General features: G+C 65.2%; 14 protein-coding genes. 7 read left to right on the forward strand and 7 right to left on the reverse strand.

Annotated elements, in window-relative coordinates:
- Window positions 1-9: 9 nt before the first annotated feature.
- A complete protein-coding gene (locus tag H290_RS30670; protein WP_028463175.1) occupies window positions 10-216 on the reverse strand; it encodes a hypothetical protein in 207 nt (68 codons plus the stop codon).
- Between the two features lie 224 nt (window positions 217-440).
- On the opposite strand from H290_RS30670, the gene H290_RS28600 reads away from it, so the two are divergent.
- A complete protein-coding gene (locus tag H290_RS28600) occupies window positions 441-1,406 on the forward strand; it encodes a DMT family transporter (RefSeq protein WP_020107424.1) in 966 nt (321 codons plus the stop codon).
- 17 nt (window positions 1,407-1,423) lie between these two features.
- On the forward strand, window positions 1,424-1,777 hold the full coding sequence (locus H290_RS0113935) for a DUF952 domain-containing protein (RefSeq protein WP_020107425.1): 354 nt from the start codon (window positions 1,424-1,426) through the stop codon (window positions 1,775-1,777).
- A gap of 1 nt (window position 1,778) precedes the next feature.
- On the opposite strand, the gene H290_RS0113940 is transcribed toward H290_RS0113935, so the two are convergent.
- Window positions 1,779-2,885 (reverse strand): DUF5685 family protein, encoded by a 1,107-nt coding sequence (locus tag H290_RS0113940; RefSeq protein WP_369758820.1) that lies wholly within the window; start codon window positions 2,883-2,885, stop codon window positions 1,779-1,781.
- Between the two features lie 116 nt (window positions 2,886-3,001).
- On the opposite strand from H290_RS0113940, the gene H290_RS0113945 reads away from it, so the two are divergent.
- On the forward strand, window positions 3,002-3,877 hold the full coding sequence (locus tag H290_RS0113945) for an alpha/beta hydrolase (protein ID WP_020107427.1): 876 nt from the start codon (window positions 3,002-3,004) through the stop codon (window positions 3,875-3,877).
- A 69-nt stretch (window positions 3,878-3,946) separates the two neighbouring features.
- Here the strand turns inward: H290_RS0113945 and H290_RS0113950 are convergent, their stop codons facing one another.
- Both H290_RS0113950 and ppgK read right to left on the reverse strand, forming a co-directional pair.
- Entirely contained in the window at window positions 3,947-5,320 is a 1,374-nt protein-coding gene (locus tag H290_RS0113950; RefSeq protein WP_020107428.1) for an RNA polymerase sigma factor, read from the reverse strand.
- Between the two features lie 143 nt (window positions 5,321-5,463).
- On the reverse strand, window positions 5,464-6,363 hold the full coding sequence (ppgK, locus tag H290_RS0113955) for a polyphosphate--glucose phosphotransferase (protein ID WP_020107429.1): 900 nt from the start codon (window positions 6,361-6,363) through the stop codon (window positions 5,464-5,466).
- A 63-nt stretch (window positions 6,364-6,426) separates the two neighbouring features.
- On the opposite strand from ppgK, the gene H290_RS0113960 reads away from it, so the two are divergent.
- Entirely contained in the window at window positions 6,427-7,320 is an 894-nt protein-coding gene (locus H290_RS0113960) for an inositol monophosphatase family protein (protein WP_028463177.1), read from the forward strand.
- Here the strand turns inward: H290_RS0113960 and cei are convergent.
- Window positions 7,302-7,982 (reverse strand): envelope integrity protein Cei, encoded by a 681-nt coding sequence (gene cei, locus H290_RS0113965; RefSeq protein ID WP_020107432.1) that lies wholly within the window; start codon window positions 7,980-7,982, stop codon window positions 7,302-7,304. The two genes, H290_RS0113960 and cei, sit on opposite strands and share 19 nt — an antisense overlap.
- 366 nt (window positions 7,983-8,348) lie before the next feature.
- Here cei and H290_RS0113970 point away from each other — a divergent pair, with 366 nt between their 5' ends.
- The gene (locus tag H290_RS0113970) at window positions 8,349-8,648 is read left to right on the forward strand and encodes a DUF4193 domain-containing protein (protein WP_020107433.1); all 300 of its coding nucleotides are present in this window, start codon (window positions 8,349-8,351) and stop codon (window positions 8,646-8,648) included.
- A 118-nt stretch (window positions 8,649-8,766) separates the two neighbouring features.
- On the opposite strand, the gene H290_RS0113975 is transcribed toward H290_RS0113970, so the two are convergent.
- Window positions 8,767-9,297: a DUF3093 domain-containing protein gene (locus tag H290_RS0113975; RefSeq protein WP_231373636.1), complete on the reverse strand. Its 531-nt coding sequence runs from the start codon at window positions 9,295-9,297 to the stop codon at window positions 8,767-8,769.
- A 79-nt stretch (window positions 9,298-9,376) separates the two neighbouring features.
- Between H290_RS0113975 and dut the strand changes: the two genes are divergently transcribed.
- Both dut and H290_RS0113985 read left to right on the forward strand, forming a co-directional pair.
- Entirely contained in the window at window positions 9,377-9,847 is a 471-nt protein-coding gene (dut, locus tag H290_RS0113980) for a dUTP diphosphatase (RefSeq protein WP_020107435.1), read from the forward strand.
- A gap of 2 nt (window positions 9,848-9,849) precedes the next feature.
- Window positions 9,850-10,698, forward strand: coding sequence for a DUF3710 domain-containing protein (locus H290_RS0113985; protein WP_020107436.1), 849 nt, complete (start codon window positions 9,850-9,852; stop codon window positions 10,696-10,698).
- 17 nt (window positions 10,699-10,715) lie between these two features.
- Here the strand turns inward: H290_RS0113985 and H290_RS0113990 are convergent, their stop codons facing one another.
- Window positions 10,716-11,435 (reverse strand): alpha/beta hydrolase, encoded by a 720-nt coding sequence (locus H290_RS0113990; RefSeq protein ID WP_020107437.1) that lies wholly within the window; start codon window positions 11,433-11,435, stop codon window positions 10,716-10,718.
- Between the last annotated feature and the right edge of the window lie 77 nt (window positions 11,436-11,512).

The raw sequence follows: 11,512 nt of genomic DNA on the forward strand, positions 1-11,512 counted from the left end.
TGAAGAAATCTAGACGAGCTCGTCCTCGGACGCGGTCACAGTGGCACCCAGGTCTACAAGTCGTGCTTCGTGGGCGTTGAAGTGGTGACGGCAGAACAGGAGCTCTCCACCGGTGGGGAGCGTGGCGCGCACTCGTGCTGCGGCGCCGCAACGATCACAGCGGTCAGCAGTGGTCAATGGCATGGCGATCGGGGGCGTGGTGATGGTGTCTGACATTTTTCCTCCGTCCCGGGCCTGCGTGGCGCGGTCCCTTCGCGAGCTAACACACCGGGGTGGTGTATCCAGCTCTCACTCTTTCAGACGATTTGCGAATCGTCTTTGTTCCCGAGGCCCGCCGGGTGTGTCGTCACTCACCCGTAACAGCTGACCTGCGATCTGCAACATTTGTAACAGGGACGGTGTGACGCATCTCGCACAACCCCCACACCTACAGTGTGTCAATGCCGCCCGCCGCCGAATCTGCCACGCGATCCGGCGGACTCGTCTCGCTGGTGCCCGCACTGTTTGTGATCGGGGCGATCTGTCAGTACGTCGGTGCCTCGATCGCCGTGCCGATGTTCGACGAACTCAACCCCGCTGCGGTGGCGTGGTTGCGGACGTTGGGCGCCGGAGGTGTGTTGCTCGCGATCTGGTGGCCGCTGGCCGGGTGGCGCTGGCCGCGAACCGGCGTGTCGTTCGGACGCAGACGCCTGCTGATCGCCTCGGCATTCGGCTTGGTCACCCTGGGCATGAACGTTGCGTTCTATCTGGCGATCGACCACATCGATCTCGGTGTGGCAGTGGCCATCGAGTTCCTCGGGCCGATCGTGGTCGCGGCGGCGGGCTCGCGGCGGATGGCGGACGGGATGGCCGTGCTCGCCGTCCTGGTCGGGGTTGTACTGCTCAGTGGTGCCAGCTTGTCGGGGTCACCGATCGGCGTGGTGTTCGCCCTGCTCGCCGCCGCGATGTGGGCCGGCTACATCCTGATCGGCAAAGTGGTGTCCGGCAACGGCACATCGACGTTGCCCTGGCGGGACGGGATCGACGACCTGGCGATCGGTTTGTCGATGGCCGGGGCGATCTGCGCGCCCCTGGTGATCGGCGTGACCACCACCATCGACCCGGGAGCGCTGTGGGACTGGCGGATCCTGGCGCTCGGCGTCGCGGTTGGTGTGCTGTCCAGTGCCATCCCGTATCTGCTCGACCAGATCGTGTTGGTGCGCCTGACCCGAGCGCGATTCGCTCTGCTGCTGGCGTTGCTTCCGGTGACGGCAGCAGTCGTCGGAGCGGTGATGCTCTCCCAGATACCCTCTGCCGCAGAGTTGTGTGGCATGGCCTTGGTGGTCGCCGCCATCGTTTTCACAGCCCGCGACGGCGTCGCCCCGGACATCCGCAACGATATTGCCCCTGGCGCATCTACCGGCTGATACGGCAGGCTGATGGGGTGAGCACCGGAACACACCTGGTCCATCTCTGTTCGATCTCCGACTGGCTCGAGGCCCGGACAACGGGATCGATCGAGCCCACGTCGCTGGCCGACCAGGGCTTTGTGCACCTGTCCGAACGCAATCAGGTTCACATTCCGGCCAATCTGCTCTATCTGGATCAATCAGATCTGGTGTTGCTGACCATCGACCCGTTGCGGGTCGGGGCCGAAATCGTCTGGGAGGACGGCGATCCGCCGGATCCGTCGGGAATGCAGTTCCCGCATCTGTACGGTTCCCTGCCGACCGGCGCGGTGACCGCGGTCGAGCGGTACGACGTAGACGAGTCCGGCCGGTACCCGCAGTTGCACTGACCTAGAAGTCGCAGCATTCACAACAAGAGCAACATTCGCAACCGTCGCAATCGACGTTCTGGCATCCGGACTGATGATGTTTGCCGTTGCAGGGATTGGTGTGGTCCGCGCAGCAGGCGTATCCGGTGCAGTAGACACCGATCCACGGCAGTATCCGCTTGTGGATCGGGGGCAACGGCTGACGTTGCGACGGGGACCCGGGTGAGGTGAACACCGCCTCCGGCCGGCGACCGAAGACCTCGGTGATCGCGTGGTTGAGCCCGCCGACCAGCAACTTGGTCACCAACCGGTCATCACGCAGACGCAGCGTACCGAGCCCGGTCCTGATCGCGGCCAGCAGTCGCAGACAGTCGTCCCAGGCTGCCTCGATACTCGTTCCGGTGGCCGACAGTGGGTTGAAATCGCCGGTCTTGCTGTCTTTTTCGAGATCGGCAACGGCGTCGAGGAGATGGGCACAGCGACCGAAGTCGGCACCGATCCGCGTCAAAACCTCCCGATTCTCCGGTACCCCGGCGAGTTCGGCGGTCGCGGCGAAGACCGCGGCGGCCGCCCGGGCCGAACCACCGGTGATCTCGTCGAGGGTGCTCGCCCGCATCTCCACCTCGGCCTGATGGGACAGGTCGTCGAGCAGTTCCGGGCACCCGATGGCGGACGAGACCGTGGCGTCGGCAAGCGCTTTGTGCCGCAGCCGTGGTCCGGCCATGCGCGCGCTGCGGGTGCGGAGCCTCGACGGGGCCGCAAGTCCGGACACCTGCTCGGCGAGGACATCGGTGGTCTTGGCGGAGGCCAACGTCAATGAGGTGGTGGCACCGAGCCGCACACTCAGTTCGCCGGGGGCGATGACCTGGGCCGTACGCATCCCACGCAGCGCGCAAGGTCCGGCGGTGACCGTGCCGGACGCAGAGTCGCGTTGCGCATCAACAAGTATCGAGACCACCACGGCATCGGTGTTGGTCGTCAATCGGGACAGCTGACCGTGACCCGATCGCAGGGTCAGACAGACGCCGCACATGTGGGCACGCCACAGATCTGCCAATTCGGAATCGAGGTGCGTCATGCAGGGACGAAGTATGCCGAACATGCAGTCATCGAAACACGACACGGACATATGGTCTTGTTGGAAAGCGGGAAGTACTACGTTTGATCGATCAGAATACAAATCCAGGTGGAATCAATCGATTTTCCGGCAGATGATCGCCGCAACATCGCAGCCGAAAGGGATACATGCCTTCCGAGTTCACGGTCGAGTCGAGTCGCGGCACAACGATTTCGGGTGTTCGGTGGGATCCCACCGATGAACCGGTGGCGGCGGTTCTCCTGATCCACGGCATGGGCGAACACATCCGGCGATATTCCGAGACCGCCGAGGCGCTTGCCGATGACGGTTACGTGGTGTTCGGCTACGACCATCGTGGACACGGCCGATCCAGACTGGCAGACCGCGAGCTCGGTGACCTCGGCCCGGACGGCTGGCGGCAACTGGTCGCGGACATCGGACGGGTGGTGGCGATGGTTCACACGCAGCAGCCCGATCTGCCCCTGGTACTGATCGCCCACAGTATGGGTTCGTTTGCGACACAGCAATACCTGCTCGACGACAGCAACCAGGTGGATGCGGTGGTCCTGAGCGGGACTGCGGCCCTGGACGGCCTCGAACCCGCACTCGATCTCGACGCAGAACTCGACCTGGCGATGTTCAACGCCCCATTTGCCCCCGCCAGAACGGATTTCGACTGGCTCTCACGCGACAACTCCGTCGTCGACGAGTACATCGCCGACCCCCTGTGCGGGTTCGGGATCGACGTCGACTCGGCCAAGGCAATGTTCATCGGTGCCCGCCGGATCGCAGAACGATCGGCGGTCGCCGCGATCAGGCCGCACCTGCCGATCCTCATCGCGGTGGGCGACAAGGATCCGGTGAACGGCGGGGGAGCGCTGGTGGATCTGCTTGTGGCGCATTACCGTAACGGCGGTCTCGAGGACGTCAGCGTTCGGGTCTTCCCCGGCGCCCGCCACGAGATCCTCAACGAAACCAACCGGACGCTGGTGCGCGGCGAGATCCTCGATTGGCTTGCCGAGGTCGTCGAACAGGTCGAATGACAAGAGAGCGCAAATGACTGATGGCCGGTCCCTAAGGGGGCCGGCCATCAGTCATTGCTACGAGCGTGACTAGTCGAGGTAGTCGCGCAGGACCTGCGAGCGCGACGGGTGCCGCAGCTTCGACATGGTCTTCGATTCGATCTGACGGATCCGCTCGCGGGTCACGCCGTAGACCTGGCCGATCTCGTCGAGGGTCCGCGGCTGTCCATCGGTGAGTCCGAAGCGGAGCCGGACAACGCCGGCCTCACGTTCGGACAACGTCTCGAGGACCGACTGCAGCTGATCCTGGAGGAGCGTGAACGAGACCGCGTCGACGGCGACGACCGCTTCGGAGTCCTCGATGAAGTCACCGAGCTGGCTGTCGCCTTCGTCGCCGATGGTCTGATCCAGCGAGATGGGCTCACGCGCGTACTGCTGGATCTCCAGCACCTTCTCCGGCGTGATGTCCATTTCCTTCGCGAGCTCTTCCGGAGTGGGCTCACGGCCCAGATCCTGGAGCAGCTCACGCTGGATACGACCGAGCTTGTTGATGACCTCGACCATGTGCACCGGGATACGGATGGTGCGCGCCTGGTCGGCCATCGCGCGGGTGATCGCCTGACGGATCCACCACGTGGCGTAGGTCGAGAACTTGTAGCCCTTGGTGTAGTCGAACTTCTCGACCGCACGGATCAGACCGAGGTTGCCTTCCTGGATGAGGTCGAGGAAGGCCATGCCGCGGCCGGTGTAACGCTTGGCCAACGAGACCACCAGTCGAAGGTTCGCCTCGAGGAGGTGGTTCTTGGCGCGGCCACCGTCACGGGAGACCCACGACAGATCGCGACGCTGTGCAACGGTGAGCTTCTCGCCGGCCGCTGCGAGCCTGCGCATCCGCTCGGTGGCGAAGAGTCCGGCCTCGATGCGCTTGGCGAGCTCGACCTCTTCTTCGGCGTTGAGCAGTGCGACCTTGCCGATCTGCTTCAGGTACGCACGGACCGAGTCGGCCGAAGCTGTGAGCTCGGCATCCTTACGGGCCTGGCGAAGCGCCTCCGACTCGTCCTCGTCCCATACGAAGTCGCCGGATGCCTTGTCGGCTTCGGACGGTTCGTCGTCGGCCTTCTTGGTCTTGGCGGCAGCCTTGCCGGGAGCGGTGACCGCGACAGTGGTGGTGTCGTCGTCGTCATCATCGTCGACGGTGACGTCTTCGAGTTCATCCTCGTTGACGTCGATGTCGTCGATCGAGGCTTCGTTCTCGATACCGTCGGTCTCGATGCCGTCGGCGTCCTTGGGAGCCCGCTTCGCGGCGGCCTTCTTCGCAGGTGCTTTCTTGGCGGCCTTTTTGGCCGGGGCCTTTTTGGCGGCTGCTTTCTTTGCGGGCGCCTTGCGTGCCCGCGGCGCGGTCACCGACTCCGATTCCGACTGCTCGGCATCTGGTTCAGTTTGGCGGGTCTTCGTGGCTGCCACGTACTACCTTTCGGGCTATCTACATGACGCCGTGCCGCGGGGATGTGCGTCGCGACGGCGGTGTCAGGCCGAGACGGAACTCGGCGAAGCTGGGGCTTGGGGGAACCGGCTCGAAGCCAGCCTGTGTGCCATTGTAACGGCACTCACGGCCGCAACCCCGCCGCCACCGCCATTGCGGCCCCGACAATCCCGGCCGAGTTCTGCAAAGTCGCCGGTACAACCGGTGTTCGGTTCGTCAGATGCGGGATCCACTTGTGCGCTTTGCGGCTGACTCCACCGCCCGCGATGAACACCTCGGGCCAGAACAGCGCTTCGTAGGCGATCAGCACCCGGGACACGTCCTCGGCCCATTTCGGGAACGACAGGTCGTTGTCATCCCTGACCTTGGAGGACGCCTGGTGCTCGGCCTCCATCTCGCCGACCTGCATGTGACCGAGTTCGGTGTTGGGGATGAGCACGCCGTTGAACAGGATCGCCGAACCGATACCGGTGCCGAATGTCAGCAGCATGACAACACCCTTGTAGTCCTTGCCGGCGCCATACCGATCCTCGGCCATACCGGCGGCGTCGGCGTCGTTGAGGACCGACAGCTGGCGGTCACCGAGTTCGGCACCGAGCAGTTCGTAGATGTCCGTACCGATCCAGGCCTTGTCTATGTTGGCCGCGGTCCGCGCGATGCCGGCGGTGACGACGACGGGGAGTGCCACCCCGACCGGACCGGACCATTCGAAGTGTTCGACGACCTCACGGATTCCGGCGGCAACGGCCTGCGGTGTGGCCGGTTGAGGGGTCAGGACCTTGAAACGCTCACCGATGAGCTGACCGGTGTCGAGGTCGACGAGGCCGCCTTTGATCCCCGAACCGCCGACATCGACCCCGACGGCCTGGTTGGGGCCGAGTGAGGATGTGGGATCGCCGCCTGCGGATTCAGTGGACACGGATGTGGCTCCTTCGCTCGACTGGTGCGGGATGGTGCGCCTCGGCCCGCCGTTGTTCAGGCTAGTCAGCGCGGGCGGGTTCTGCGCGCTGTCGCGGAAGAACATTTCGCTTGTACCGGTATCGAGCCGGTCCGGCGGCGGAGGGCGGAGGTGTGCTCACATGTATGTGTGCCACAACTCGATACAGATACCCGTTTCGATCCCGATGAGTTGACCGCTGTTGCCGTCGCGGTGGCGCAGGAGGCTGCCCGCCACGTCCGAACCAGGCGACCGGAGGTGTTCGGGGTCGGTGTCTCGAATGACTCTGTGCCGCAAGCAGTCTCGACAAAGAGTACCGATACCGATCCGGTGACGATCGTCGACACCGAATCGGAAAAGCTGATCCGGGGGTTGCTGGCGACACGGCGTCCCGGTGATTCGGTACTCGGCGAGGAAGAAGGCGGATCGGTCGCGGTCCCGAGCGGGGTGCGCTGGGTGGTTGATCCGATCGACGGGACCGTGAACTTTCTCTATGGGATCCCGGCGTATTCGGTGTCGATCGGCGCGCAGGTCGACGGCACGACGGTCGCCGGTGCGGTGGTCGATGTCGCGCGGGGTGTGACGTATTGGGCGACCCGCGGCGGCGGTGCGTTCTCCGACGACGGTTCGGGGCCGGTCCGGTTGCGCTGCAACGCCGTCGACGAGGTGGCGTTGGCGTTGGTGGCCACCGGATTCGGCTACGCCGCGTCGCGACGTGAAGTCCAGGGCGCCCTGATCGCCCGCCTGTTGCCCCGGATCCGGGATCTCCGCCGGGTGGGGTCGGCGGCCCTGGATCTGTGCATGGTGGCCAGCGGGGCCGTCGACGCACACTACGAGCACGGACTCAGTCCGTGGGACTGGGCCGCCGGTTCGTTGATCGCCGAGGAGGCGGGCGCGATCGTCCAGATACCTTCCCCGACATCACGCGGTGGCGACGGCGACGTGACGCTGGCGATGGCGCCGGGTATCGCCGACGACCTGCGGGCGCTGCTTGCCGGAATCGGTGCGCTGGCGCCGATCCCGGTTCAGCAGGATGCTTCGTGAACCGCTGAGACCACGGCCGGGTCTGCACCGGTGTTGGGGTCCTGTGGGTTGGCGCTGCGGAGGGTGTCGAGGACTGCCAGGGCATCCTGGCTCTGACTGCTGTCGCTGAAGTACTCGCCGATCGCGAGGTCGACAACGCTGTCGGCGCGTCCGTCGTTGATCAGCTGGGTGCAGGGTGCAGCGATCCACAGCGCGGCGGCAGCGGCCTTGCCGGCGTCGCCGAAGCGGATCTGCCCGAAGCATTCCAGGTTCTGATCGGGATAGAGCGGATCATCGCCGTAGGCGGCCTGGGGGGTTCCCTGAAATCCCAGGGACGTCATGTCGTCGAGCACTGTTTGTGCCTTGCCCTGCTCGTCGGTCGCATTGAGGACCCTGATCTGGAAGCCGGCCAGTGCCGCCGGCGAGATCCGGAGCATTTCTTCGCGATCAGCGGGTGTGCCGACCACCGGGGCCGGCGAATCGGGTGTCGCGGACGGTGCCGGGGGCTGTGGGCAGTCCACCGGCTTGGCCTCGGTGGTGTTCGATGACAGGGCCCCGACCCAGACGATCGCCGTGATCAGTGCCAGCACCACGGCAAGGATGATCGCGGGCAGGTAGCGCCGCCGACGGAACGGACGACCGTGGTCGTCGGTGGGATAGCCATAGGTGATCTGCGAAACCATGGGCTGTCGATGCCTTCCGCCGGGAGTGTGGTCGAGCGTGTCAACTCTAAACTGTCGTGCAATTTGTGCTCGGCAGCGACGACGGGAATGTTTTGCGCTCCCAAGTGTTGTTGACTCTGAGCAACGGCTGGGCTAGGATTCGGCCGTCTCAGATTGGATAACTCGAAACTCGGGCCTCTGATCAACTGTGGCGAAAATCACAAAATACTTGTCTGGACGAGCAACGAATCCCTTCACGGGCGTCGTTGTTCCAAGGGCGCTGTCGCGGACATTGCAGACGAATGACGTGCGCGGCTTGTTGGGACTCGCGGGACCTGCTGACATCGGGTATCGCGGGTCGCAGGTGCTTCTACCTAAGGCGGAAATATGGCAACTGATTACGATGCGCCCCGGCGCACTGAATCCGACGAGGTCTCCGAGGACTCACTCGAGGAACTGAAGGCACGTCGCAGTGAAGCGCAGGCGGCCTCGGTCGATGTGGACGAAGGCGATACCGCGGAGTCCTTTGAACTCCCGGGCGCTGATCTGTCCGGCGAGGAACTGTCGGTTCGGGTGATCCCGAAGCAGGCTGACGAGTTCACCTGCACCAGCTGCTTCCTCGTTTACCACCGCAGCCGACTGGCAACGGAGAACGGAAACTCGCGCATCTGCGTCGATTGCGCGTAGTAACCGATAGACACACACAGACAAACAACACCGCGCCGATGGTGTCGCCGGGCCCCCGCCTGGGACACCATCGGCGCGGTGTTGTTCCGTCTGGTGGTCGTGGACCTCGCGGTCAGCGTCAGTCGGTGGACTCCGCGGCCGCGTCGGCCATCCCGAGGGCGGCGATCAACTCGGCGGGGTGCCGGGTACTGACCAGCCAGTAGGGGGTCGGGTCGTCGGGATCGTCCAGGACGAGCAGAACCATGGTCTTGATCCAGAACTTGTGGGCGAGGAATGCCGCCGGATCGAGCTGGCGACCCATGGCCGCGCTCTTTGCACTGGCCGGGATGCTCGCGGCGCGATCGATCAAAGTTATCGGGAGATGGGCCTTGCCCGCCCACAATTCGCCGTCGGCGACCCAGACGCGCGTCCGGCCCATCGACCAGAGGAGCCATGCGGCCAGCGGCGCGAGCACCGCATAGACGATCGGGCTGAACTCGCTGCCGTGCATGGCGAGTTGGATCTCGTAGCCGAGTAGGCCGATGACAATCGCGGCGACCGGCCACCACCACAGCGGTACGTGCAGGCGTTCGTCGTGAACAATCCGTGCACCGTCTCCGTGGGTCTGGGAGGGGTCTCCGGCCGTGTCGGGTGATGGGAATGGAGGCACGGCGCCAGCGTAGTCTTCCCGTGTGGCAAACGATCCTGGCAGCACCCCTGCCGACGCACCGTTCCCCGCTGTCCAACCGGTGGGACAGGTCGCCGTCAGGCGACTCGATCCGGGCATCGCATTGCCTCGGCGGGCTCACCCCGGTGATGCCGGCGTGGACCTGTCGAGCACGATCGACATCGAACTGGCGCCCGGACACCGGGCGCTGGTGCCGACGGGGATCTCAATTGCACTTCCCGTCGGAACGGTGGGTCTGATCCATCCGCGGTCGGGACTCGCCGCGCGCGCGGGTCTGTCGATCGTCAACACCCCGGGAACCGTCGACGCGGGATACCGCGGCGAGATCAAGGTGTCCCTCATCAACTTGGACCCACACGAACCGATTGCCATTGCGCGAGGTGACCGCATCGCACAGTTGCTGGTTCAGCGGGTCGAGCTCGTCGACTTCGTGGAAGTGGACGAACTGGACGAAACAAGCCGTGGCGCAGGTGGTCACGGTTCGAGTGGCGGTCACGCGAGGTTGGACGCACACGCGTCGGAAAGCAGCTGAAAATGGCACGCGAAAAGCGAATTCGGGGCAGCCGCCGGGGACGCCCCACCGAGGAGCAGACCCCCGACACGAATGTCGGACCCAAGCAGATCGGCAGTGGTCAGGGTCCGTACGACATCGATGATCTGGCGAAGGATGCCACGTTCGACAACTCACATCTCGATCTCGGATCGGTCCTGGTGCCGGTGGTCGAGGGCGGACAGGTCACCGTCGAGATGTCGGTGGATCATCAGCCGCAGTCGGTGTTCCTGGTGACGCCTCACGGGCGGATCACGGTCGCAGCGTTCGCCGCACCCAAATCGAGTGGTCAGTGGCGCGACGTGGTGACCGAACTCACCGAATCCCTGAAGACCGAGGGAGCCACGACAGCCATCGAAACCGGCTTCTGGGGCCGCGAGGTCGTGGCGACGGTCCCCGGTGGGGTGCATCGCTTCATCGGCGTCGATGGCCCGCGGTGGATGATCCGCGCTGTGGCCAGTTCGCCGACCGAGGGCGCCGAGAACCTGTCCAAGGTGGCGCGTGCCGTCGTCAGCGAAACTGTGGTTCGCCGTGGCGACGACCCGCATCCGCCTCGTACTCCCTTGCCGATCGTGTTGCCGCCGGTTCTCGCCGAGCAGGTCGCGGCCGCGCAACAGGAGATGGTGAACTCCGGAAAGATGGACGCGAATGCAGCGCCCACCGCGCCGGCCGCCAACGCGCAGGCGCAATCGGCCCAGGCGACGGTCCGGGTTCAGGGTCAGCCGCAGCCGGCCGCGCCTGAGCCTGCGGAGGAAGAAGTCGACACCCCGGCACCGGGGAGCGGTTCACGCGGCTCCGCGATGCAGCAGTTGGGCAACCGCCCGAAACGGTAGGGATCGGATGGCGGGCGTCAGCGGGTGAGCCGGCGCCAGCCGTCGAGGCATCGTCGGCCCAGCACTGACGGGTCGGCGCCCAGATCGTCGAGCGTGATCGTTTGCAGCAGTGCGTTCGGCGCCGCGTCATGCCATGTTTGTGCCACCTCGAACGGGTGCACCGGGTCATCGATCGTCGCGGTGATCGACAGTGGTACCGACAGTTCGGCGATGTCGCCTGCGGTCGGGGCGTGATAGCCCGCCGCCTCGGTGAGCATCGCATCCAAGACCGGTGCGGTGGCCCGCCATGATCGGGCGAGTTCGGTGGCCAGCCATGGCGGTGTACCCGCGGTCATCTGTTCGATGGTCGCTTCCAGGCCGGTTCGGGCGAGCTGGTCGAGCGTCAACCGCGCGCTGTGCGCGGCTGGTGCGGTGGCCGGATCACCGAGCCACGGCGGCAACGCTGCCAGCACACCGGAGCAACGGGTGGGATTGTCGAGCGCCCATCGCAGGGCCACACACGCCCCGATCGACACGCCGGCCGCCAGTACCTGGTGCCCGTCGGCCGCAGTGTCGTCGAGTGCCTGCAGATAAGTGCTGATCAAGCCGTTTTCCGTGGGATCCACTGCAATCACCGGGATCGTCTCGTCGGCAAAAGCCCGACCGGCGAAGTACCCGTCCGAACCTGTTCCGGGCAGTGCCACGATCACCAGATCGCGGTTTGCGGGAGGGGATTTCGACACGGGGGTGCGCGGCATGTGATGATCTTGCCGCGGCGAGTGGTACTCACCGGTAGCGGGGTCTACCCTGGCGAGAGCAACAGCCCACGGTCGTC

It is taken from the genome of Nocardia sp. 348MFTsu5.1 (assembly GCF_000383535.1).
GTDB classification, from domain to species: Bacteria; Actinomycetota; Actinomycetes; order Mycobacteriales; family Mycobacteriaceae; genus Williamsia; species Williamsia faeni.